This is a genomic window from Sphingorhabdus sp. Alg231-15, from assembly GCF_900149705.1.
Classification (GTDB): Bacteria; Pseudomonadota; Alphaproteobacteria; order Sphingomonadales; family Sphingomonadaceae; genus Parasphingorhabdus.
Map to the genome: position 1 here is coordinate 3,442,286 of NZ_LT703001.1, position 23,667 is coordinate 3,465,952.

Below are 23,667 nucleotides of genomic sequence, written 5' to 3' on the forward strand. Positions count from 1 at the left end.
CATCTGTTTGACATGCAAAGGCACTGGGAGACACCCTTTGTTTAATTAGGGCTTTGTTCGGGAGGCACTGTCCCATTATCCTCGAAAGCGCGCTCATTTTCATTGTCAAAAGCATCGCTAAACTCGCTTCTGAATGCCGGTCTGGGCGGGTCGCGCGGTACATCCAGATTACCAGCTGCAATGGCCCGCAGAATTGCAAGCCGTTCTCTGACTGCGGTGGCAACACAGGCGGTGTCGGGACAGCGGTCCCGCGTTTCCGTGCGCCATGCGCGTTGTTGGCGTTGAAGCCTAGGCGCATTGGGACCGGCTGCAGACATTGCATCTTTGTAGACAGACGACAAAGTCCGGTCGAGCTTGGCTAATTGCGGAGTGTTACAGATCAAAAACTCAACCCGCTGCGACGCCTTGGTACAATCAAAACTGGGTCCGTCGGGCGGAAGGGGTTTGGGCACGACCGGTTTGGCTTCCACTTCCGGTTCTGGTTCAACTACTTCATCGTCAGCGTCATCGACTGGCTCTACGGGAAGTTCAGCGGGTTCCGTTGGCGGCAATGGATTCTCGCTTCCCGATGCGTTCCAGATCAGAAAAACAGCGATTGTTGCGACCGTCAGGGCTGCAAGCGCTGCGATCAGCGCCCAATTGGTTTTTGGTTTTTCCGGCTCCCATTCGTCTTCGTATTCTTCATGGATTGGTTCTGGCTCCGGATCGGCAACCGCTTCCGCAGGCTCGGGTTCCTCAGGTTGATCGGATATGGTCCCTGCGTCAGTCTCATCCGCGTTGTCTTTGCCACTATGTTCAATCAGGTCCTCGACCGTCATGGTTTTCTGGACGGTGCCAGCCAACTGATGCGCTTTGGCGGCGACCCGTTCGATAGTGCTTTCGCGTTGTTCCAGCCAGTCAATCCATTGGAAGCTGGCAAGATGATAGGCGAGTTCATCAGGGGCGAGTTCCTCCAAACGGACAGGAATAATCGCTTTTCGGGACGAATCCGCGAGGATCAATTCGCGCTTTACATGAGGGCTTTTGTCGGACTTGCTGCAAAATAGTAGCAATGTCGCGCAGCTTTCGTCAATCGCGCGCTTGATCGCCATGTCAAAGGCCTCGCTGGGCTCGACATCACGCGGTGCCAGCCAGCAGGTAACGCCATATTTGGCGAGCGATTTTTCGAGTTCCAGCGCAACCGGCAATTTGCTGGAATGATGGCTGATAAACAGCTGTGTCGCTGGTTCTTGCCCCATATCTTGCCCCGTTTCCCTGTGATGCGATCTCAGTCACAACTTACCCACTATAGCCAAGTTAGTGACTAAATCCATAATTTGCGGCAAATGTAAAACTTATCTAGGGAAGTGGGATGGGGCTTAGCGTAGATCAGACGAAAAATGCGATTGATCAGGGCAATTTGCTATTGGCTTATGATCTTGCGCGTGTTGCGATCGAGGCCGGTGATGAGTCTGCGGAGTTACGCCATCTGCTGGTTTTAACTCTAGCACGAATGGGCGACGGCCAGCAGGCGATGGAGCTTTATGAGCTTTATGGATTGCACAGCTCCGCCAATGCCCATCATCGCTCGTTGGCTGCGCGTATTCTAAAGGATGCCGCACTGGCGCTGCCTGACGGAGAAGAACGTGACGAGGCGCTAGCCGCTGCTTACCGGGCTTATGCAGATATTTATGAAGATAGCGGCGACGCTTATCCCGGCATAAATGCGGCCAGCCTGGCACTGTTAAGCGGGGACAAGAAAAAGGCCGAGGAGCTGGCGTCTTCGATCATTGCTCTCAACCCGATTTCAAACCCCAAAGACTATTATGATGCCGCAACACTGGCTGAAGCCCTGTTGATCAATGGGCGAGCGGATGAAGCCGCAGCGGCGCTTTACATGGCAAGTCAGTTGCCTGATGCGAATAGCGGCGCCAAGTCCAGCACCAGCCGGCAATTGTTGCTGCTTGCCAGGACATTGGATCTGGATGCCGACAAGCAAAATGCATTGCTAGTCCCAATATCACCGCCCACGGTGATTCATTATTGCGGTCACATGTTTCTTGAAGACGCGACGGTTGAGGCATCTTTGCGGCAACGGATCGATGATTTTCTGGACAATCAGAATGTCGATTTCGTCTATGGTTCGTTGGCCGCAGGTGCGGATATATTGGTAGCGGAAGCAATAATTGCGCGGGGAGGGGAGCTGCATGTCACTCTTCCCTTTGTGAAAGACGATTTTATCGCACAGTCGGTAATGCCCGCCGGGGAAGGATGGCTCAATAGGTTTGAGCAATGCCTGAACGCGGCCACGAGCGTACATTTTGCGACTGAGATGAATTATGTCGGAGATCAAGCGCAATTTGGTTATGCTAGCAAGGTGGCGATGGGCATGGCTACTTTACGTGCACAATATCTCCGGAGCTCTCCCCAGCAGCTGGCAATATGGGATGGGATTGCGGCCACCGGTCCCGCAGGCACCGGCGCAGATGTGCAGGCTTGGAAAGGCTATGGGGGCGAGACCACAATCATCGCTCCGGATGATGTTGATCGCAGTCTGAGCTGGTCAGCACAACCAGCAACCGATGAACTGACCCGCGGGTTGGCAGCCTTCCTATTCACTGATTTTCCCGGTTTTTCGAAATTGGCTGAAGCCGCGCTCCCGGCTTTTTGGCAAGGGGTGATGGGGCGGATGGCGGCCGTGCTGGACAGCTATCCTGACAAAGTGCTGGCAAAAAATAGCTGGGGCGATGCGGTGTTGGCGATCAGTCTGGATGCCCCAGTCGCTGCTGAAATTGCCCTGGCACTGCAAGAAACGCTGCAGGATTTTGATTATAGTCTGCTTGGTCTGTCAGAGAGCAGCGGAATGCGGATCGGTGTGCACTATGGCCCCGCCTATCAAACCAAGGATCTGATCACCGGCAATACCACCTTTTATGGAACCGAAGTATCTCGCGCCGCGCGGATTGAGCCGGTTACTCCGCCGGGAGCGGTCTTTGTTACAGAGCCTTTTGCTGCAATCCTTGTGCTCGAGGCATCTGATCGGTTCAAATGCCGCTATGTCGGTAATGTAGAATTTGCCAAAGGCTACGGGACATATCCGATCTATCGTCTGATGGCGGTTTAGCGACCGTTATCTAGAGATAGGCTTCCAGCATCGTCCGAATATCGACCTTGGCTTTCAATCTGTTCGCCAGCATATAAACGCCACCAAATTTGCGATGAATGAATACGGTATCCACTGGCGGGACATGCCAGAAATCTCGCGCGGCGGCGAAGCGCATGCCTTCGTCGCGCAATTCCTGAGCAATCGCGTTGTCGGCGAAATCGATCGGACCCTTTTTGCGCAAAGGCGCCATCGACATTTCGAACATGTCCATGATGGCTTCCTGATGATGGTCTGCCGCATCATCGTCAAATAATCCGATTTTTATGGCTGCTTTCTGGGCTGCCTTGCGGTCACCTGCCATTCCCGCTGCCGCCAGTTTGCGATATTGATTGGCAACACGTTTCGGAATGGCCCTGGTCGCACCAAAATCGAGCAACACCAGCTGTCTGGTTTCGACATTATATCGATAGTTGGCGAAATTGGGGTCGGTTTGCATCAATCGGAATTCAAACAGTTCGCGTAACAGCAAACCAAATAGCAGCTTGATGATCCGATTGCGGTCTCTCTGGGACGCGGTCTCTAAGGATTCAATTGGTACGCTGTCGATAAAATCCATGGCAAGAACGTGACCAGTGGTCAGATCCTTGTGCAAGCTAGGCACTTGATAATCCGGCGCGCCTTTCAGCAATTTTCCGAAGCGCTTGAGATAGGCAGCCTCTTGCTCGTAATCTGCTTCCTGATGCAGCTGCAATTTTGCTTCTGCCAGCATCGGGGCGATATCCAGAGATTTCGGTATCAGACCTGATAGATTGATCAGCGATGCGACATTGTCGACATCACTATCAATGCTCTCCCTTACGCCGGGATATTGCACCTTGATGGCCAGGACGTGACCTTCGTGCGTCGTGGCACGATGGACCTGACCGATGGACGCCGCAGCAATGGGCTTTAACTCGAAAGCCGCAAAACGCTCTTGCCAATCTGGTCCATATTGTGAGGACATGACCTTAAGCAATTGTTTTTGAGGCATATATTGAGCATCTGCGCGTAACCGTGCGAGAATTTCAGACAATTCCTGAGGAAGAAAGTCGCTCGCGTCCATCGACAGCATCTGTCCTAGTTTCATTGCTGCACCGCGCAGATTTGCCAATTGATTGGTCAGCTTTATTGCGTTGTTCGGGGTCAGCAGTATGTCGCTCATTTTGGGGCGCTCGCCATCGGCCAGACGCTTTGCGCCTTCCAGCAGCATGCCGCCGCCAATTGCCGTTGCCATCGTTCCAAAACGGGCAAAGCGGGCCAGTCGCCCGCTAGGAACAGCAAGGCCTTTGTTGCCTGGTTTTTCTCGTTTTGCGATGATGGTATCTCTTTGTCCGCTGTTGCGTCCTGATGTACGCTGCATGGCCCATAGCCCCCATATGGCGTTTGGGACAGTGTCATTTTTCCTTCGCCTGTTCTACCATCATCGCATGTTGCATATCGTCCATCATAACGACTATGTCGCCCCGCCTCCGACGCGGGGAAGCTTTGCCTTTGACAAATACAAACTGGTTATCGAGGCCGTGAAGGAGCTGTCGGACCAGCATACCGCATATGCCCCGCATGCAATGGAACGTCATTGGCTCGAAGCGGTTCATGATCCTGACTATGTCGATCAGGTATTATCTTCCAGCGTGCCTCACGAAAAGGAACGGCGCATAGGCTTTCCCGTCTCCACTGAAATTGCACGGCGTGTGCAGTTTACTTCCGGTGGGACATGGCTCGCGGCGAAACTTGCTCTCAAACATGGCTATGCCGCCAATAGTGCAGGGGGCAGTCATCATGCCTTGGCTGATACCGGCGCTGGCTATTGTGTTTTCAACGATCTGGCAGTGAGCGCCAACCGTCTCATTGCAGAGGGAGATGTGCGGCGTATTCTGATCTTAGACCTGGATGTCCACCAGGGAGACGGCACCGCGTCATTGCTTGCCGGACGAAGCGATATCATGACCGCCTCCATTCATGCCGAGAAGAATTTTCCGGTGCGTAAGGCGCGATCAACAATCGATATCGGTCTGAAAGACGGAACCGATGATGTCGAATATCTGAAAATCCTGTCCGATCATTTGCCTGCCATGCTGGATGCGTTTGAACCCGACTTGCTATATTATCAAGCAGGCGTTGATCCGCATATTGATGATCGTCTGGGGCGGTTGGCGGTGACGGACGAGGGGCTCGCCGAACGTGACCGCTATGTCATCCGCCAAGCGCGTAGCCGAGATATTCCAGTCGCCAGTGCCTTGGGCGGTGGCTATGGACAGGACCATATGGTTGTAGCCCGGCGTCATGCGGTATCAATGCTAGTGATGGCCGAGGAAAATAACCGCTTTTGATGAGAGGCTTACTGGCATATCCTACGACCGGTTAAATGGAAGACGGATCATTCCGAATGTCAGCGCCTGGCTAAGACCAAGGACCGCAAGCACCAACAGTCCAAGTCCGGCTCGTCCGCCGAGTAGTGTTTCCAGAGACTGACCACCGCTACTCCAGAAACTGATCAGACCAATGACAAGCAGCATCAAAATTGCCAGAATCAATCCGCCCAGTAAGCGCGCAGCAATGCCTGTTGGCGTCATCCTCCGTCGCTTGCCAAGCCGTCCACCTGCTTCGCTATGCAATATTGCGTCGCTTAATATCTCGACATCCTGGTTGAAGGACATGTGCCGAAGGAAGAGTGCATTGCGCTCAAGCAGTGGATGGAGATCCTCGGGAAGTTGATCCCGGGCAGGCATCGGCGCTTCATTTAACAGAACCGGTATCACCCGCTTGCCCAGGCGGAGTGCTTCGGCGACTTCCATGCGCACGAAATCGTCTTCGGCCTTTATGCGTGAAGTTTCACCGGCTTTGGATTGGCCAATCCATCCGCTACCGATCAACACGAGGCAGATATCCGCTTCCGCCATCGCACTCCGCAAACGTTCTGGAAAGGCTTCGCCTGCGGCAATAGATTCGACGTCGAGGAAAACAGATCTGATCCGGGGCAGGTCAGCCAGTCGGTCAGCCAGCCGCGCTGTTGCATCCTGACTATCGCTGCGCCGGTAACTTAGGAATATCCGCATGGTTGCTCAGCGCCTGAAATTGGAAGGGATGGTCTTGTTGAGCTTTGTCTTGGCCAAATGAATTTTCGGGGTCAGGCGGCCGGGCGCAATCATCCGGACTTTGCCGGTGCGGGTGTTCTTGGTGAACTCGTAGATGAGTGCCTCGACATTGTGATCGCGCGTGAACGCCACCTTCTTATAGGCGGCAGAAAGATTGTTACTGCCTCTTGTCAGCCGCCTTCCGGCCTCAGTGCTGGAGAGCTTTCTGCGACTTGTTCGATAAGGTTTATCACTGACCACCACGGCAATGTAGCGATAGAATCCTGGCGGGGCATCGAGGAAAAGACCGCGCACAAAACTGGTCAGTGATCCAGAGCTGCGCTGATTGGGTAACTTATAGCGCTCTGTGCCGGGCAGAGGGTCGCCCTTTGCGTTGATTTTCTCGATGCGCGTGACCAGCACAAAGCCGCCGGGTGCGGCATAATAGCTATATTCAAGATAGCCCGCATCCTCAAACGACCGTTTCAGCTTTTGCCCGGCATCATAAAGCGAAAGATCTGATCGTGCTTTGATAAACCGATCAAGACTGACGCGCGATGAAGGTGCCTCTGGTGGCCAGACCGGATAGGATGGGATCCCGGGATTGCCAACAATTGCCAAGCCGCGAGTTTTTCCGATAGCTGCCTTAAATCTGTTGCTGACCGCTCCCAAATTGGCGTTTGACTTGGAGCTACCGCGGACGGCCCCGACCCGTGCACCGCTAGATGATTTGCGAGCTACGTTTAGATTTTTGGTGATGCCGGTCGCTTTTGATTTGGGGGCAGGTGGAGGCGGCGGCGATGAAACCGCAGCAGCCTCGGCCATCGGTGGTGGGATGTCATATGCCGGTTCTTCTGATGCGACGGCCATTTGATCTCGTGTCGTACAACCGGATGTGAGCAGCAGCGTTGCTGCCGCAAAAAGGGCAATATTTCGACAGTTTCGGCTGACCCCCTTCATATTCCCCACCTTAATATCCCGATGTAAAGCATTGTAATCCAATAAAGACCGCAGGTCCATCATCGAAAAAATATCGCATTTTTCAGGACCGCTCAATATTTTCTGTTCATCGGACTTCTTTTGTTGTTTAAGTTTGAAATAAAATAAAGTCATTGGGAGTCCTCATGAAATATCGCCTGATCACCGCACTTGCGGCCATTTCCTTTGCTGGGCAGGCTTTTGCTCAATCTGCGGATGAAAAAGCGAAAGAGGAAAAATGGGACGTGAATGCGCCCAAAGGCGCGACCATAAAGCAGGTCCCGATCAACACGGATGAAGGCAGCTGGATTGACGTTGATGTCAGCCCCGATGGTCAGAGCATTACATTTGCACTGCTTGGAGACATTTACACAATGCCAATGGCGGGCGGCGCGCCAACCCGCATAGCCGAAGGGCTGGCGTGGGAAGTACAGCCGCGTTTCTCCCCTGATGGAAAGCGCATTGCCTTTACCTCTGATCGGGGAGGCGGCGACAATATCTGGATCATGAACCGTAATGGCAGCGACAAGCGGCAAGTCACCAAGGAAAAATTCCGCCTGCTTAACCAGCCTAGCTGGAGCCCGGATGGCCGCTATATCATCGCAAAGAAGCATTTTACCACTGGTCGTTCACTCGGCACGGGAGAAGTGTGGGTCTATCATGTCTCTGGCGGAGCAGGAGTCGTGCTGGTCAAGAAACCCAATGAAAAACATCAAAAAGAGCTAGGTGAACCAATCTACGCACCCGATGGCAAATCGCTCTATTATACGCGCAACATCACGCCCGGCAGTACGTTTATCTATGCGCAGGATTCCAATAAAGATCTGTTCAATATCGAGGAATATGATCTTGAGACTGGTGAGGTAACGACTGCTGTTTCCGGTCTTGGCGGATCGGTGCGGCCAACCCCCTCACCAGATGGTAAGAGCATGGCCTTTGTCCGCCGTGAACGCTCCAAGTCAAAGCTTTATGTCAAAGATTTGGCCACCGGAATAGAGCGCAAGATCTATGACGATCTCGATCAGGATGTTCAGGAAACCTGGGCTGTTACAGGCGTTTATCCTAATATGGACTGGACGCCCGACAGCAAAAGCATAATTTTCTGGGCCGGAGGTAAGATCCGCAAGGTTTCGGCTGATGGTTCGGGTGCTGCAGTTATTCCCTTTGCGATCAATGACACCCGCGGCATCGTCGACGCTCCGCATCCCAAAATTGCGGTGGCACCCGATAGCTTTACCACCAAAATGTCACGCTTCGCAGAGGTTTCGCCCAATGGCCGTCAGGTCGTCTTCGAAAGCCTGGGGCAGCTATATGTGAAATCGATGAACGGCGGTTCCCCGAAACGGCTGACGAACAGCCGCAACGAGCGCGAGCTGTTTCCCTCATGGTCGCGTGATGGCCGGTCTATCGTGTTTGTCGGTTGGACCGACGAAGGTCTGGGCCGCGTAAAGACCGTCAATGCCTCGGGCGGATCGCCGCGCGTTGTAACCAACCGGCCCGGCCATTATGCCCGGCCGCACTATTCGCCTGACGGTCGGACCATAGTTTTCGAAATGCAGGGCGGTGGTTATCTGACCTCGCCGGACTACTCGGTGGAAGACGGAGTTTATCGTGTTGCCGCTACGGGCGGCACGCCGGAGCGCGTAGCCAAAGGCGCCGCTGGTCCGCAATTTGGAGCAAGCAGCGATCGTCTGTTCATGATGGCGCAGAAAGACGATAAACGGGTTCTGATGAGTAGCGACCTCAATGGCGAGGCCAAACGGACCCATGCAACGGGTGAACTGGCGAATAACTACATCGTCTCACCGGATGGGCACTATGTTGCTTTTCGTCAGAATTACGAAGCATTTGTTATGCCGTTGATGCCCGGAATTCAGGCTGTGGCGGTGGCACCGAACAGCAAATCGCTGCCCGTTACACGGGTCAGCAAGGGCGGAGCCGACTATATTCACTGGTCGCAAGATGGTCAGCAGCTTCACTGGAGCCTTGGCCCGACAGTCTACACCGCACAGACCAGCGCGTTGTTTCCCGTTGCTCCAGCTAAAAAGGATGCACCGAAATTCGCTCCTCCAACCCGCGGGGTTTCGTTGGAACGCACGATTTCCGCAGCCAAGCCCAATGGTTCAGTGGCCCTTGTTGGTGCGCGGTTGGTCACAATGGCGAGCGAAGATGGCGGAATTATTGATGATGGCACGATTGTCGTCAGGGACAACAAGATCATTTCCATCGGCCAGCGCGGGAATATCTCAATTCCCGCAGGCGCGGCAGTGGTTGATGTAACCGGTAAAACCATCGTTCCCGGTTATATCGATGCCCATGCTCACGGTGCACAGGGTACAGATGAACTTGTGCCGCAACAGAATTGGTCCCTGATCCAGAATCTAGCGCTTGGCACGACGACCATCCACGATCCGTCCAGCCGGGCGAGCGAGATATTTGTTGCAGCAGAAATGCAGCGCGCCGGAATGCTGGTCGGACCGCGCATCTTCTCTACTGGAGAGATTGTCTATGGTGCCAAATCTCCACGCGTTTACGCGGAGATCAATAGTCTTGATGACGCGCTTGATCATGTCCGACGGTTGAAGGCGCAGGGTGGCAGCAGCGTCAAAAACTATAATCAACCGCGCCGAGAACAGCGGCAGCAAGTTGTCGAAGCGGCACGTCTGGAGAATATGCTGGTCGTTGCTGAAGGGGGGTCGCTCTTCGGCATGGACATGGCGCTGGTTGCTGATGGCAACAGCACGCTGGAGCATAATATCCCGCTTGATATATTCTATGATGATGTCGTGCAGATGTTCTCACAGTCGCAGACCAATTATACACCAACTCTGGTCGTGAGCTATGGCGGTTTGGCGGGTGATCCCTATTGGCGGCAGGCGACGGATGTGTTCAAGCATCCACTACTGATTCATACTCCGCCCAAGCAACTGGCCGCTGCGAATGTACGCAGAACCAAGGCTCCGGAAGAGGATTTTGTGGATGACAACAATGCGCGCGAGGCCAAGAAGCTGATGGAGAAGGGCGTCTTGGTATCGATTGGTGCTCATGGCCAGCAGCCCGGAATTGCAACTCATTGGGAGCTTTGGTCTTTCGTTCGCGGTGGCATGTCGCCCTTGCAAGCACTGAGGACCGGTACCATCGATTCCGCGAAATCGCTTGGAATGGCGGATGAGATTGGATCGCTGGAGGCGGGCAAGCTCGCTGATCTGGTTGTGCTTGATGCCGATCCTCTTGCTGACATCCGCAACAGCGACAGGGTACACCGGGTGATGGTCAATGGCCGACTATATGATCCAGTGACGATGAATGAGCTTGTCACAGGTGCAAGAAATCGGTCGGTTTATTGGTGGGAATGAGCAGAGACGTTTGCGCCAGTACTTAACAAAAGGGATAATCGAAAATTTGTTTTTCGACCGTTAACACGAGCTCGAATCTGCCAACGGATCAGCGAGAACCCCGGCAGAAAAGAAAGCTATAACAACTCAAAATATTCGAATTTTTTGCTGTCATCCCTCGGTTGGTGATATAAGGAGAGAATTCAAACGAAAGGTAACCCATGAACACCCCCATTAAACTACTTATTGCTTCCGCCGCATTGGTGACAGTCACTGCCTGCTCTTCTGAAATGAGCGAAGAAGAACAAGCCATTTATGACGCGCGCCTTGCAGAAGAAGCGAAAAAACCAACAAATCTGACCGCCGTTGTACAGGCTAATCCAGATCTATCCACAGCCAGCACCATGGTTGGCATATCCGGCATTGGCGCGGAGCTTAAAGATGAAGGTCCATTCACAGTATTCGTTGCGACAAACGATGCTTTCAACAAAATGGATCAGGAGCGACTCTCCGGTCTCATGTCGAATGAAGACAAGACCGAATTGGCCAGCATCGCAAGATTTGGTCTGGTCGAAGGCGATATGAAGGCCGCCGATATTGCAAAAGCGATTGCCGATGGCGATGGCACGGCTAGTCTCACCACTTTGGAAGGCGGAGCTATAAAGGCGACGCTGGAAGGCGAGAAAGTCGTGCTTGAGGACGGTGCCGGCAATAAGGTCAACGTGATCGAAGCCGATGTCGAATCAAGCAATGGTACAGTCCATATTATCGACGGCGTATTGATGCCGAAATAATTGCCGCTGCTTTGGTATGAATTTAGGCCCCGCTGAAAAGCGGGGCCTTTTTATTTCTGAAAAGCGTCGCAAGTGGAGGCCCGCATGTCAGTTTTCTGATGAAGCTTCGTCTATTGCTGCCTGACGTGCCTTGGCTTCTTCAACCAGTGTTGGCAGGCGATCGAGTGTATCGGACATGTCTTCATTCCAATCGAGCTTTGATTGCTTCAAAAGATCTTGGGCCGCGACACGCAACCGCTCGGCCTCCTCATTGTCTCCAGATACATATGCTGCACCGCTTTGAGAAAGAAGAGCAAACAATGCGAAGAAATCTGCCGCCGGAAATTCTGAAACTTCTGCGCGGCGAACGATCCTATTCCCGATGATCTGATCTGTTTTATTGAGTTGAAGGGGAAGACTTCTCAAATCAGTGGCACGCATGTCTTCGTAAAGTCTCAATATTGGTTCACAAAACCGAATGGCACGCAACAAACCGGCATAGTTACGGCCCGAGCAATCATTGGGTTTTAGCACCCGTTCAGGATCTACGCCAAGCGACACAATGGCATTGGGCTTCTGGCTGGTATCGTAGAACGCCCCTTCGAAAATCGAACGAATATCTGCAAACCCGATGGGCCTTATATTTTCGGGGCGTTCAATCACATCGACCGATGCCGGTCGATCGATGGCCAAGTTCATATCCACACGGTTTAAATGCAATATGCCATTGTGCAGACCGGTTTCGCGAAAGGCCTTTCCGCCGTGAAAGAAACCAATCATCCGATTGGCATCCTCCCGGGCCAACTGATATTGCCGAGTCCGGGAAAATTCTTTGAAACGAATGACATGGGCAATGATGGCGAGCTCAAATTGTGCAGGATAGCGCGGCTCGGTAATGACTTGCGGCACCAAAAGCGCTTCGGTCAAGAGATCGGCCTGCGCTTTATCAAGTTCCTCAAGATCAGCATCCGGATCATTGACAAGCGCAACCGCCTTGGCTCTGGCGTGACGGTAAGCTTTGGTATCGCGATAGTTTTGAAAAACCGGCCAGCACGTTTGCACCGCGCGCAGCATCCCTGCCAGGTCTTGGCCTTCGCATTGCGAGAGATCATCACGCTTTTCATCCGGGAAAGAATATGATTCTGCGTCAAAGAGCAATAGATCGTTATAAGAAACAGCTTGTTCTTCGGTATTTTGGTCACGGATTTCTTGTGATTGCGCACCGGCATTTGGGGACCAGGCCGTGATGACCAAAATTACGGGGATCAGGAACTTCATGCGCAATAAGGTAAACGGTATTGGTGGCAATCAGTCAAGATAACTATGTTTGGTTTTGTGCGCGGTAGCGGCTGCATCAATTTGGCTAGTTATCCCAAGCGCTAACATCTTCATTACGGCATCTATGAGACAGAAGATGCTAATATCTGACGTGTTGTTATCTCGAGAACGCCTTCTCGCTGTGCCAACCGTTCCCGCAAATGCGAGAGTTCCTCCAAGCTCTCGCATTCACAATAGACGAGCATGTCGAGATCTCCAGAAAGGCAATAGGCCGCTTCAACGCCGGACATCTGATGAATGATCTGAGCGAGTTCGGTTTGAGAGGATCCAGCCGAAAAACGAATGGTCAGGAACGCTTGTGTCATCGGAAGCTGCGTGCGGTCGATATTGATGGTATAGCCCTTGATGACCCCCAGTTCTTCGAGCCGAGCTATTCGGTCATGGGTTGAGCTTCGCGACAGATCAATGTCCCGCGCCAGTGAGACAAGGCTTGCCCTGGCATTGGCCTTTAACGCTCCAAGAAGCTGTATGTCTTTGGCATCCAAACCGCGCTTGCTCATCTAATCTCTCTCCCTCGCTGGGTCAAAATGACCGGATAATTTCCGGTCTTTCCGGCATAATGCTGGTAGCATCCAGTCTGTAGATTTCATAATTTATGCATCCATTTCAAAAGCTAATGGAGGCATCTATGGACTTCAATACCTTCCTTCTTTTTGCTGGAACGACGTTTGTTGTAGTGGCATCGCCTGGGCCGGCTGCGATAGCGGTTACGTCACAGGGGTCCGGAAACGGTGTTTTGCGCGCTCAGTCGGGGATACTGGGCATTGCATTCGCAAATGCTGTTTATTTTGCGCTTTCAGCACTTGGCATCGCATCCATCATCATTGCCTCTAGCCTGCTGTTCGCTGTTATCAAATGGGCGGGCGTCGCCTATCTTATATATCTTGGGGTTTCTGCGATCATGAGCAAATCCGGCGGCTTGAACATTGTCGAGGGGCGGCGGCAAAGCTTCAAGGCGATGTTCGCCAGGGGGTTTCTGGTCGAGTTTGCCAATCCAAAAGCGCTTTTATACTTTGCTGCGATCCTGCCGCAATTTCTTGATCTATCGAGCCCAGTACTTCCGCAAATCCTGATCATGGGGCTGGCCACAGCATTTCTCGATATCATCATATATTCTGGCTATGCCTGGTTGGGAAATGGTCTCGCAAAGAGCAGACTAAACAGCGGCGTGATCAAGTTCCTCAACAGAGTTGCGGGTAGCGCTTTGCTATTCACTGCATTTAAAGTAGCAAAGTTAAGCAGTTGACTGCGATGACGGCAGGTTTGTAGTCAATATTGTTGGAGGATAGTCTGTGAAGAAGAATGGCGATATCTTAAGGCCCTTATTCTGTGCACTAGCAGCTCTGTCTTTCAGTGCGCCGCTGCAAGCCGATAGCTTGACCCCGTCTGCAGGCCTGGATGTCCGGATAGCGAAGTTTGAGCAATCGGTTCGGTCTTTGAAGGATCGCAAGAATCCCGACGCTCAGAAATGGTCGATTGAAGACCGGATGAAAGCCTATAATGTGCCAGGGGCCAGCGTTGCTATCATCCAGAATGGAAAAATCGTTCATACCAAAGGCTATGGTCTGCAATCCCAAAACGCCTCGGCATCTGTTGATGGCCAGACCGTTTTTTCGGCCGGTTCAGTAAGCAAGGTTGTGAACGCTGCGTTGATTTTGCGCTTGGTACAGGATGGGATTCTGAATCTGGATCAGGATGTTAATAGCTATTTGAAATCATGGAAAGTTCCGGAAGGGGAATATACCAAATCTCAAAAAGTGACCTTGCGCCTCTTACTCTCGCATACTTCCGGTTTCAGTCAGCACGGCTTTCCTGATTTCAAGCCCGGAGAGAAATTGCCGACTACCATTCAAACCCTTAACGGGACCGGTCCGGCAAAACATCGCGCTGTGAAGTTGATGTTCGAACCTGGGCAACAGATGGATTATTCAGGTGGCGGGATAACGGTTTCACAACTGGTTGTCGAAGATGTCATGGGGCAGCCTTATCCTGAGGTTGCCAAGGAATATCTGTTCGAACCGCTGGGCATGACAAGAAGTACCTTTGTCAATCCGCTTCCCGAAGCACATGGCAATATTGCTAAATCGCACAACAAAAAAGGTAAGGCACGGGCGTTACCAAGAGGATATGAGTCCATGCCAGAAATGGCAGCATCCGGTCTTTGGACCAGTGCTGCTGACATGGCATTATTTGTGCAGGCCATTTTGACTGACGAGACATTCTTGTCACCCGAGCTGCGCAACGAAATGCTGTCACGTACGCCGCGCAGCTGGCATGGCCTTGGGCCACGGCTCAATGGGGTTGGCGAGAAGCTGGCATTTCATCATGGCGGAGCAAATGACAATTACAAATCATGGATCGAAGGGCATCCGGTACAGGGCAACGGATTTGTCGTTTTGACCAACGGCGAGGCGGGCCGTGAGTTAGGCTATGAACTCCGCATTGCAGCCGAAGAAGCATTTGGGTGGTCGATCAACTTCCCAGCAGACTTCGCCACACCAAATTTCGACACACCAGAATAATGGGATATGTCGGCCTTTGCACCCAAAAGCGGAAATAGTGCAAGATTGACAATTTCGGCGCATTGATCGTCCTTGTTGTTGTCATGGTGACACTCGCGATCCGTAGACAATAGGCCCTACCCGACAGCTATCTCTATGCTGGTCCGGCTTCTACTTACAGCGCGATGGTCGCCCGCATGATAATGTTGCGACGAAGAGGGGGTGGTCGGTAACTGGCTGAGAACGGTAGGCTTGCTCACGTCGGAGAAAGGGATTAGCGTCGTTTTTTTGGAGCGGGGGGCTCAATTGAGCAGTCAATCAAAAATCTATCTCATAGCCAGTTCTCTATTGATCAACGCTTGTGCGCCTCTTTCTGATGCGCCTGAAATTTCGGCCAAGCCGGAATCATCGCATATGACATTGGGTGATAGCTTTCTCTCTGAATTCTATCAGTATGAAGGTCAGCTAAAAGCACCCGGCTTGCTTCTGAAAAAGGAACCGCTTGGTGTCACGCAATCCAATCCAGGGGCAGGACAAAATTTCCGCCTGCTCTATTCTTCAACCGACGGTCTGGATGGCGAAGATCTGCTGTATGTTTCGGGCGCATTATTTTTGCCCGAAGGCACCGCGCCAGCCGGTGGTTGGCCGCTTATGGCGTGGACGCATGGAACGGTAGGTATTGCCGATATTTGTGCGCCTTCCTGGAATGGGCGGCAACAACAAGACAGGGATCATCTTGAATTCTGGTTGAAAAATGGATTTGCCGTGGTTGCATCCGATTATCAGGGATTGGGTACTCGTGGCACGCATCCCTATCTGGCTACACGTCCAGAAGCCTATAGCAATCTTGATATCATACGTGCGGTGCAGGCTTCCGATTTTCCGGTTTCAGACAAAGTGGTTTTGTTCGGGCAGTCTCAAGGCGCTGGCGCGGCGATAGCGACGGCTGCTTTCGCAGCAGAATATGCACCGGATGTAAATGTCATCGGGGCGGTTGCCACCGGCGTCCCGTTTTTCTCTCCCAAAGCATTGATTGCGCTGCAGGAATCGAGACCGCCTGATCGCGTTGACCCCATGCTTGCCTATAATATGCTGGCTCTGTCGCTGGTACAGCGCACCGATTCTAGTTTCGCGCTGTCCGATTATGTTTCGGAAGAGGCCCTTCCGATCGCGAAGTCAGTAGAAAATACTTGTCACAAAGATGTCAGGGCAAAAGTCGGTGCCCAGGCACTGACCCACAATCGCACTTTCAAAAAATCGCCGTCTGATCTTCTGGCTACGGCCTTTGCCAGAATGGGTTATCCGACTCTGAAACTTCCGATACCAACTTTCGTTGGTACTGGTGGCAAGGACAAAGACACGCCTGTCCGCATGCAAGCGGCCTTCGTTAAAAGAGCCTGTGAGGCTGGCTCCACCATCCAGTCCGTGCTGTATCGAGACCTTGATCATCGCGGCGTTGTGCCGGGTTCAACCGGAGATACATTACCATTCGTACGGGCGGTATTTTCGGAAGAGAAACTGCCTGGCAACTGCCAGAATCTGCCCTTTTAAGTGCTCAGAACAAACGACCGCGCTCACTTCCGATAATCTAATGGTGGATCGCGGTCGCCGAGCAGGGATTTATAGACATAATCCGGACCGCGTGCCGTATCAAATTCGGTTTTGGCTTCACGGCGCAATTCGGGATTGGTGTAAAGCTCAATAGCTGCGAGCGTCAGTGCTTTGGCGGCGACTTGGGTGCCCTTGAATCCGATCGACATGCCGCTGGCGGCTGAGGATTGCCAGCTGTGGGCCGACGTACCCGGTACCCATGCGGCGGTGCTCAGTCCGACCGTTGGTGTGGCGTAGGAGACATCTCCGACATCGGTCGAGCCATAGCCAAGCGTTACGTCATAGGGCTGTATCTCTGACTCGCTGCCAAGTTCGTGCTTGGGGCTATCAAAGCTGGCATAGATCTGCTCGGCAAATTCCTGCTCTTTGGCGGTATATGTAATGCCGCCTACCTGACGGAGTTTGGAGTCCATCATTTTCGCCAGCGGTTCGTTGACCAGCAAGGGATTATTTCCGTGAATAACTTCCCATTCGACTTTGGTACCAGTGCCAAGGGCGGCACCGCGGGCGGCATCTTCCAGTCGCTTCCAGATGGCTTCAACGCCGTCGGGGTCAGGATGACGGACATAGTAAAACACTTCGGCAAAATCGGGCACGACATTGGGCGCTGTGCCGCCTTCGGTGATGACATAATGGATGCGTGAATCCTGCGGCACATGTTCGCGCATCATATTTATCATGAGGTTGAAGGCCTCTACACCGTCCAGTGCGGAGCGCGCTTTTTCCGGAGCACCTGCGGCATGGGCGGAGACCCCGCGAAACCGGAATTTCGCCGAACGATTGGCCAATGTTGTACGGGCTGCGGCTGAGTTCTCATCACCGGCATGCCAATGCAGAGCGAAATCGACATCATCAAACAATCCCGCGCGGACCATATAGACTTTGCCGCTACCGCCTTCTTCGGCTGGCGTACCATAGAGCCGGACCCGGCCGGGTGTCCCGGATTGATCGAGCCATTTCTTGACGGCAATTGCTGCCTCGAGGGAGCCGGCGCCGAACAAATTATGGCCGCAGGCATGGGCGGCTGTTTTGCCGGCAATGGGCGAACGGGTCGCAACGGCGTCCTGATTGATGCCGGGTAGGGCATCAAATTCGGCCAGAATCGCGATCACAGGTCCGTCTTTGCCATATTCTGCGACGAAGGCAGTCGGTATTTCTGCAACGCCTGCCTCAATTGTGAAGCCTTGGGCGCGCAGACTTTGCTGCAGCAGGCCGCTGGCTTTTTCTTCCTGATAGCCGACCTCTGCCCATTCCCAGATCTGCCGGGCGACGCTGGCGGTTTCGTCATAACGCGCATCAATTGCGGCCAGTATTTCCGCCTCCTGCGGCTCTTCCGCCTGAGCTATGGAGGGCAGGGCGGCAAGCGCGAGAAAGATACCGAAACGTTTCATAGGATTTCCTGTGGTCAAGATTGTTAGCCGGGTGATTGCATCATCATTGCTCTGCGCGCAACATTATTACGATAGTCATTTTTCACAGCGGGCGTAAGTCAATTGCAAAAATGCAACTCGCAGGTGCAACATTTCACATTGCAACTTACTTTTATGTCAGCATAGTGGTCGTTCTTCCTCCCTGGAGATTATTGGAGATCTACCATGAATAAATTTGCTTCTATCGTCCTGACTGCTGCGGCTCTTTCGCTGACAGCACCTGCGGCTTTTGCTGCTGACGCAAAACGCAACGACCGTCTCTATGACGCAACCGGCTCGAGCGTTGCCAAGGTCAACCGTGTGGCTGACGATGGCGACGTATTGGTCATCTACAAGGGCAAAGTGCGCCGTGTTCAAGCGGAAACGCTGTCCAAGACAGATGGCAAGTTGATTACAACGCTGACGAAAAAAGAACTTCGTCGTCTGAAGTAATGGGTCGCTGAAAAGCGGTTTGCTCCTTGCACCAACGGCGACTTTGAAAGCCGGCGCACCCCCTCATGCGCCGGCTTTTATATATGGGCTTCAGCAGCGACGAGATCGTCCGGCGTGTTGATATTCATAAAGGCTTGTTCATCGTGCCAGGTTATCAGTTGGGCATCGCATTGCCGCACTAACCAATGCAGGGATGGGGATTGATCACCAATCTCATGTGTCCCGCGGACACTATTGACGATATCACAGCGCCAATAACCAAAAACCGGGTGTAATCGTTTGGGGCCTTGTGCCACCGAACAACCAGGAACCGCGCTCAGTCTCGAAACCAAGTCATCTGGCGCAAAAGGCGCATCAACGGGGATGGTGAGAAATCCTATCGCTTCGGGACAGAGTATCGGCAAATTTGCGGCTATAGTGAAAATGGCGCCAACAGGACCTCCCGGCGCATCAGGATTATCACTGATGATATCGAGGCCGGTTTCAAAATCGCTTGGTGCCGAGAGCCATATGCGATCAACCGAGGGTCGATATCGTGCCACCGCCCTGTCGACCAGGCGCTCTCCATCGAGCCTGATAGTGGCCTTTTCCTGTCCCATTCGGCGCGACTGACCGCCAGCCAAAATGATCAGGCAGGTTGGAGGGTTGTCGTTCATCGCTTGTCGCTCCAGCGCAATTGGTGCCTTGCGCTGTTGTGACTTTAGCTGCCCACTCTGTCCAGCAGTTCACCAATTAAATCTGTTGGTTGAGCATTAGAATGTCCGACGCCGGCCAGCTGTTCCCGCCGTGCGGCCTTGTCCAATTCGGACTTCATCTGCCGGGCGAAGAGATTACGATTGGGGGTTCTTGCCCGTTGAACAGCCTTGGCGGCGGTCCAGTGCTTGCCCGCATTGTTCCTGAAGTCGCTTGGCTTCTCATTCGGATAGATAAATCCATTGACCGGATAGGCCGTCTTGCCAAGGGCAGCAATCGGAGCATACCAGATTTTAACCCGGCTCCAGTCACCATTGTCCGATACATCCATCGCTGCGACATTGCTCTCAATCTGTCCGCGACGCCCGTTAATTGGTGACCAGTTGGCATGACTCAACAATATGTGGCGATCATCCAATATCCGACTGACAACAGCAACATGGCCGAGTTTCATCTTGCCGTGGCTCTTGAGCGATAGGACTGCACCCAATTGTGGAACATTTCCGCGCTCATAAGCAAATCGAGCCTGCCGCCACCATGTGTGTGCATCACCATAGATCTGGACGCCACTGAGTTGGCGGGCATAGGGAACGCATTGCAGATATTGGGAGGACGAACCGTCCTCCGCGCGTGCCATGGTCGGGAAGAATATCGCCTGCAGGACCAGAAGAATGGGAATGATGGAGCTACCCAGTTTCCTCATTAGTTTCATCGGTTCATTTTGCGCGGCTATGTGCATGACACCCGCTTAGCCAACAGGCACAAATTGACCGCTAAAATACTTGGTTAACGCTTCGTAACGCTGGCCTCGACAACCCTGAGATGCAGCGCATCTTTGGGAACGTCCTCGAAAAGACCCGGTTCGGTGCCAGTGAGCCAGACTTGGCCACCCTTTTCAGAAAGCTTTCCAAATAATGCGGCGCGGCGCCTGGGGTCCAAATGGGCGGCCACCTCGTCGAGCAACAGGATCGGGCGATTGCCCCGTTGCTCGGCAATAAGGTCGGCATGGGCAAGAATGATCGAAAAGAGCAGTGCTTTCTGCTCCCCGGTCGAGCATTTTTCCGCCGCCTGATCCTTGGTTCCGTGAAAGACGGTCAAGTCTGCACGATGAGGCCCCTTCAATGTCCGTCCTGCGGCGCGATCGGCCTGACGGCTGGCCCTCAAAGCATCTTGCAGCATCTCCTCACTACGGAGCGCGTCATCGTTCAGATTGAGCTTGGCCGAGGCAAATAAGCCATCATCGGTCGTTGCCAGCGTATTGTTGAGCGCTTCTGATATCCGAAAGCGAGCCTCTGCAACGGCGCTTCCAAATCGCGCAAGCTGTCCATCCAGAGCATCGAGCCATTCACTATCCGGCATATATTCATCAGCCAACAGCCGATTGCGCTCGCGACGTGCCGCATCATAGCGAGCGCAATTGCGGGCATGGTCGGGCTCAAGCGCGGTAACCAGGCGATCCAGAAAATTCCGCCGTCCCGATGCACCCTCCATAAAAAGGCGATCCATTGCTGGCGTCAGCCATAATATCGACAGCCATTGCGCGAGATCATTGGTGGGAACCGCTGCGCCATTGATGCGGGTTTTCCGGCGTTCGGGATGTTCCGCACTCGTACCCGTACCTAGCTGAACATCATCCAGCTGTGCCGCCACTGCAAAATCGCCAGCGCCGCCTTCAAAGGCCATATCTCTCATGGCGGCCCGCCGTAGTCCTCGTCCAGGAGACAAAAGCGAAACGGCTTCCAATATATTGGTCTTGCCGGCCCCGTTTTCTCCACTCAACACAATAAAGCCGGGCGCGACATCCAATCGCAGTTGAGGATAGTTTCTGAAGTTTTGAAGAGTGAGCCGGGAGATCGTCATGACAGGCCGCCATCTCTAGCCCTGCTGGCATATGATGAGAAGGAAAATCGCGATCTATGAGGAGATCATTCACATACTGTTCATCTAATACTAAAAAATGGTGAAAAACACCAATAAGTGGTTTTACAGAATTTGACACTCAAGTCAGAAAATCACTAAGTTATTGTAATATAAGAAATATCAAAAACTGGCACGGCATGTGCAATGTATGAGACATCTTCGCTAACACAACCGCGAAGCCCAGTTTTTTAAATTAGAAGGAAATCAAAAATGTTCTCGAATGTATCAAATAATATCGCCGCTGCTTTTGCCGCTATCGTTTCTGCCTCTGTTTTGATCAGTGCAAGCGTAGGACCCGCAATCAACAACGCCGGCTCTCTGGTAATCTAATTTTTCTCCCATCCCCCCGAAAGGAAATAACATGACCTACGATCTTAAAAACAAAGTTCTTGCTTCTTTTGCAGCTCTCTTCTCCGCAGTTGTTTTCGTAAGCGCCAGCATCGCTCCAGCGATGAATAACGCAGCTTCAATGGTGATCTGATGGCCGATAGAAACAAGCCCACCAGTTCCACGCCAACCAGTTGGCCTGAACCCATTTCATCAAACAAACGGAAGAATAGTCCAGTGAAAAACAAACTCAAACTCGATAAAACCAATGGCAAGTTGATGGGTGTTTGCTCCGGCCTTGCAAATTGGAGCGGTATGGATGCCAATATTCTGCGTATAATCTTTGTGCTCGCAACAATTTTCGGCTTCGGTTCTGCGATCATCATTTATCTGGCCATTGGTCTGATCGTCGACTGATTACAGATAACCTCTTGTATGAATGATATAACATACAGAAAACATTAAAGAATAATCATAGACCGCTCTGATAAATCCGTGTATTTAGTGACTTAAAGTCATTGAGTAATTTATCGGAGCGCAGATGTCCGGCCATCACCATCATCACGGACATATCCACCACAGCCATCACGATCGCCATGGCCCTCACGGCCACATGCCAACCAATTTCAGCCGTGCTTTCGCATTGGGCATTACACTTAACGTCATCTATATCATTGTCGAAGTGGTTTTCGGATTGCTGTCAGGCTCCATGGCGTTACTCGCCGATGCTGGGCATAATCTCTCCGATGTCCTGGGGTTGGCCGTTGCATGGGCAGGTGCAGAGCTCTCCAAGAAGCCGCCAAGCAAGCAGTTTACCTACGGTCTCGGTGGGTCCTCGATACTGGCGGCGCTGCTAAACGGCCTGTTCTTGCTGCTTGCGTGTGGGGCCATTGCTTGGGAAGCCATAGAACGGTTTAGCGCTCCCAGTGAAGTAGCCTCGCAGACGGTCATTATTGTGGCATCCATTGGTATCGCGATTAACTTCGGCACTGCCATGTTGTTCATGCGTGGGCAGAAGGAAGATATAAATATCCGCGGCGCATTTCTGCACATGATGGCCGACGCTGCGGTTTCGGCGGGTGTTGTCATTGGCGGCATTGTTATTTTCTTCACTGGTAAAAACTGGATCGATCCACTCATTAGTCTGTTCATTGTGGCGCTTATCTTTTGGAGCACCTGGGGTCTGTTGTCTGAGGCGGTGCGGATGTCACTTGCCGGTGTACCCAGAGATATTGATGTGGAGGAGGTGTTGGAAGCGCTCTCGGAATTCCCGGGGGTGGAAACAGTTCACGATCTTCATATCTGGCCGATGAGCACAAGTGAAACGGCGATGACGGCACATCTGGTCATTCCCAGCGGACATCCGGGCAAAGACTTTCTCGCCAATGTACAAAAATCGATGAAAGACCGATTTGCGATCCACCACATGACGATCCAGATTGAGCTAGAAGATGAAGAGGCTGGATTTTGCCAGACGGACTGCGGTTCCTAGGCTGTCTACTTAGCTCAAAACTTCTTCTGGCCCGAGAGACCATATTGACCAAACTTAACGTTGGAGGGCCTGAAAAACCTGGGCTAATGATGATGACATGCTTGTCATATTAACCAAATAAATCGGCCACGACGTTAACTTTTGGATAAACATCAAATGCTATAAAAAGCCGCAAGCTGACAAATGGTCTCAATGGCCGAAGAAACTGCCATGGATGAGATTCTCCTTGGCGCAAATCGGGAATTAACTGGCAATGAGCGGCAAGTCCAACCAGCGCGTGATAGACAAAAAGTTTAAGCGCGGCGATCATCGGATCTCGACCCGCGCCGGTGTCGAGATAGCGGCAGAGGTTCGGGAGCCAGGGCTCGGCCGTATTGAAGCCATGGTTATCGATCTTTCACTCTCTGGCTTTCGTATGCGCTGCATGACGAGGCTGACAGGGGAAAAAAATATCTTCATGACCCTGCCATCATTCGCAGCCATTGAAAGCAAGATTTGCTGGATTAAGGATGATTTTTTCGGTTGTGAATTTGTTCAACCCCTGCATCCGGCTGTGTTTGATCATATCGTATCACGATATCCGACCCTAAAAGTCGTAGAGGCGTAGCTTAGAACTACCATTGTATGATGGCGATTATC

Annotated in this window: 21 protein-coding genes; 11 read left to right on the plus strand and 10 right to left on the minus strand. The window is 52.5% G+C overall.

Going from position 1 to position 23,667, the window contains the following annotated elements:
- Nucleotides 1-41: 41 nt before the first annotated feature.
- Nucleotides 42-1,238, minus strand: coding sequence for a TIR domain-containing protein (locus DG177_RS16690; protein ID WP_108812520.1), 1,197 nt, complete (start codon nucleotides 1,236-1,238; stop codon nucleotides 42-44).
- Nucleotides 1,239-1,351: 113 nt separating this feature from the next.
- Here DG177_RS16690 and DG177_RS16695 point away from each other — a divergent pair, with 113 nt between their 5' ends.
- Nucleotides 1,352-3,103: a tetratricopeptide repeat-containing protein gene (locus DG177_RS16695; protein ID WP_108812521.1), complete on the plus strand. Its 1,752-nt coding sequence runs from the start codon at nucleotides 1,352-1,354 to the stop codon at nucleotides 3,101-3,103.
- 10 nt (nucleotides 3,104-3,113) lie between these two features.
- Here DG177_RS16695 and DG177_RS16700 read toward each other — a convergent pair whose 3' ends face one another.
- Nucleotides 3,114-4,484, minus strand: a complete 1,371-nt coding sequence (locus DG177_RS16700) for an AarF/UbiB family protein (RefSeq protein ID WP_108812522.1) — start codon at nucleotides 4,482-4,484, stop codon at nucleotides 3,114-3,116.
- A gap of 67 nt (nucleotides 4,485-4,551) precedes the next feature.
- On the opposite strand from DG177_RS16700, the gene DG177_RS16705 reads away from it, so the two are divergent.
- Nucleotides 4,552-5,454 (plus strand): histone deacetylase, encoded by a 903-nt coding sequence (locus DG177_RS16705; protein ID WP_108813040.1) that lies wholly within the window; start codon nucleotides 4,552-4,554, stop codon nucleotides 5,452-5,454.
- Nucleotides 5,455-5,475: 21 nt separating this feature from the next.
- On the opposite strand, the gene DG177_RS16710 is transcribed toward DG177_RS16705, so the two are convergent.
- Nucleotides 5,476-6,180, minus strand: coding sequence for a TIR domain-containing protein (locus DG177_RS16710; protein ID WP_108812523.1), 705 nt, complete (start codon nucleotides 6,178-6,180; stop codon nucleotides 5,476-5,478).
- Nucleotides 6,181-6,186: 6 nt separating this feature from the next.
- Nucleotides 6,187-7,158, minus strand: coding sequence for a hypothetical protein (locus DG177_RS16715; RefSeq protein WP_337658974.1), 972 nt, complete (start codon nucleotides 7,156-7,158; stop codon nucleotides 6,187-6,189).
- Nucleotides 7,159-7,322: 164 nt separating this feature from the next.
- On the opposite strand from DG177_RS16715, the gene DG177_RS16720 reads away from it, so the two are divergent.
- Together DG177_RS16720 and DG177_RS16725 are read left to right on the plus strand one after the other, a co-directional pair.
- A complete protein-coding gene (locus tag DG177_RS16720) occupies nucleotides 7,323-10,532 on the plus strand; it encodes an amidohydrolase family protein (RefSeq protein WP_108812525.1) in 3,210 nt (1,069 codons plus the stop codon).
- A gap of 200 nt (nucleotides 10,533-10,732) precedes the next feature.
- The gene (locus DG177_RS16725; protein ID WP_108812526.1) at nucleotides 10,733-11,305 is read left to right on the plus strand and encodes a fasciclin domain-containing protein; all 573 of its coding nucleotides are present in this window, start codon (nucleotides 10,733-10,735) and stop codon (nucleotides 11,303-11,305) included.
- A gap of 87 nt (nucleotides 11,306-11,392) precedes the next feature.
- Here DG177_RS16725 and DG177_RS16730 read toward each other — a convergent pair whose 3' ends face one another.
- Nucleotides 11,393-12,562: a hypothetical protein gene (locus DG177_RS16730; RefSeq protein WP_108812527.1), complete on the minus strand. Its 1,170-nt coding sequence runs from the start codon at nucleotides 12,560-12,562 to the stop codon at nucleotides 11,393-11,395.
- Between the two features lie 122 nt (nucleotides 12,563-12,684).
- Nucleotides 12,685-13,122 carry a winged helix-turn-helix transcriptional regulator gene (locus tag DG177_RS16735; RefSeq protein ID WP_108812528.1) on the minus strand — a complete coding sequence of 146 codons (438 nt, stop codon included), beginning with the start codon at nucleotides 13,120-13,122 and terminating at the stop codon, nucleotides 12,685-12,687.
- Nucleotides 13,123-13,250: 128 nt separating this feature from the next.
- Here DG177_RS16735 and DG177_RS16740 point away from each other — a divergent pair, with 128 nt between their 5' ends.
- The 3 genes from DG177_RS16740 to DG177_RS16750 all read left to right on the plus strand — a co-directional run bounded on the left by DG177_RS16740 (nucleotide 13,251) and on the right by DG177_RS16750 (nucleotide 16,674).
- Nucleotides 13,251-13,868, plus strand: coding sequence for a LysE family transporter (locus DG177_RS16740; protein WP_108812529.1), 618 nt, complete (start codon nucleotides 13,251-13,253; stop codon nucleotides 13,866-13,868).
- Between the two features lie 46 nt (nucleotides 13,869-13,914).
- Nucleotides 13,915-15,144, plus strand: coding sequence for a serine hydrolase (locus tag DG177_RS16745; RefSeq protein WP_108812530.1), 1,230 nt, complete (start codon nucleotides 13,915-13,917; stop codon nucleotides 15,142-15,144).
- A gap of 285 nt (nucleotides 15,145-15,429) precedes the next feature.
- Nucleotides 15,430-16,674: an alpha/beta hydrolase gene (locus DG177_RS16750; protein ID WP_337658975.1), complete on the plus strand. Its 1,245-nt coding sequence runs from the start codon at nucleotides 15,430-15,432 to the stop codon at nucleotides 16,672-16,674.
- 23 nt (nucleotides 16,675-16,697) lie between these two features.
- On the opposite strand, the gene DG177_RS16755 is transcribed toward DG177_RS16750, so the two are convergent.
- Entirely contained in the window at nucleotides 16,698-18,125 is a 1,428-nt protein-coding gene (locus DG177_RS16755; protein ID WP_108812531.1) for an amidohydrolase, read from the minus strand.
- Nucleotides 18,126-18,329: 204 nt separating this feature from the next.
- Here DG177_RS16755 and DG177_RS16760 point away from each other — a divergent pair, with 204 nt between their 5' ends.
- The gene (locus DG177_RS16760) at nucleotides 18,330-18,596 is read left to right on the plus strand and encodes a hypothetical protein (protein ID WP_108812532.1); all 267 of its coding nucleotides are present in this window, start codon (nucleotides 18,330-18,332) and stop codon (nucleotides 18,594-18,596) included.
- A gap of 77 nt (nucleotides 18,597-18,673) precedes the next feature.
- Here DG177_RS16760 and mobA read toward each other — a convergent pair whose 3' ends face one another.
- The 3 genes from mobA to recF all read right to left on the minus strand — a co-directional run bounded on the left by mobA (nucleotide 18,674) and on the right by recF (nucleotide 21,149).
- Entirely contained in the window at nucleotides 18,674-19,252 is a 579-nt protein-coding gene (gene mobA, locus DG177_RS16765) for an NTP transferase domain-containing protein (protein ID WP_108812533.1), read from the minus strand.
- Nucleotides 19,253-19,296: 44 nt separating this feature from the next.
- On the minus strand, nucleotides 19,297-20,001 hold the full coding sequence (locus DG177_RS16770) for a CHAP domain-containing protein (protein WP_108813042.1): 705 nt from the start codon (nucleotides 19,999-20,001) through the stop codon (nucleotides 19,297-19,299).
- A gap of 74 nt (nucleotides 20,002-20,075) precedes the next feature.
- Nucleotides 20,076-21,149 carry a DNA replication/repair protein RecF gene (recF, locus tag DG177_RS16775; RefSeq protein ID WP_108812534.1) on the minus strand — a complete coding sequence of 358 codons (1,074 nt, stop codon included), beginning with the start codon at nucleotides 21,147-21,149 and terminating at the stop codon, nucleotides 20,076-20,078.
- Between the two features lie 624 nt (nucleotides 21,150-21,773).
- On the opposite strand from recF, the gene DG177_RS16780 reads away from it, so the two are divergent.
- From DG177_RS16780 to DG177_RS16790, 3 genes are all read left to right on the plus strand, one after another.
- On the plus strand, nucleotides 21,774-21,953 hold the full coding sequence (locus DG177_RS16780; RefSeq protein ID WP_337658976.1) for a PspC domain-containing protein: 180 nt from the start codon (nucleotides 21,774-21,776) through the stop codon (nucleotides 21,951-21,953).
- Nucleotides 21,954-22,077: 124 nt separating this feature from the next.
- Nucleotides 22,078-23,028, plus strand: a complete 951-nt coding sequence (locus DG177_RS16785; RefSeq protein ID WP_108812536.1) for a cation diffusion facilitator family transporter — start codon at nucleotides 22,078-22,080, stop codon at nucleotides 23,026-23,028.
- A gap of 253 nt (nucleotides 23,029-23,281) precedes the next feature.
- The gene (locus tag DG177_RS16790) at nucleotides 23,282-23,635 is read left to right on the plus strand and encodes a PilZ domain-containing protein (RefSeq protein ID WP_108812537.1); all 354 of its coding nucleotides are present in this window, start codon (nucleotides 23,282-23,284) and stop codon (nucleotides 23,633-23,635) included.
- Nucleotides 23,636-23,667 lie beyond the last annotated feature (32 nt).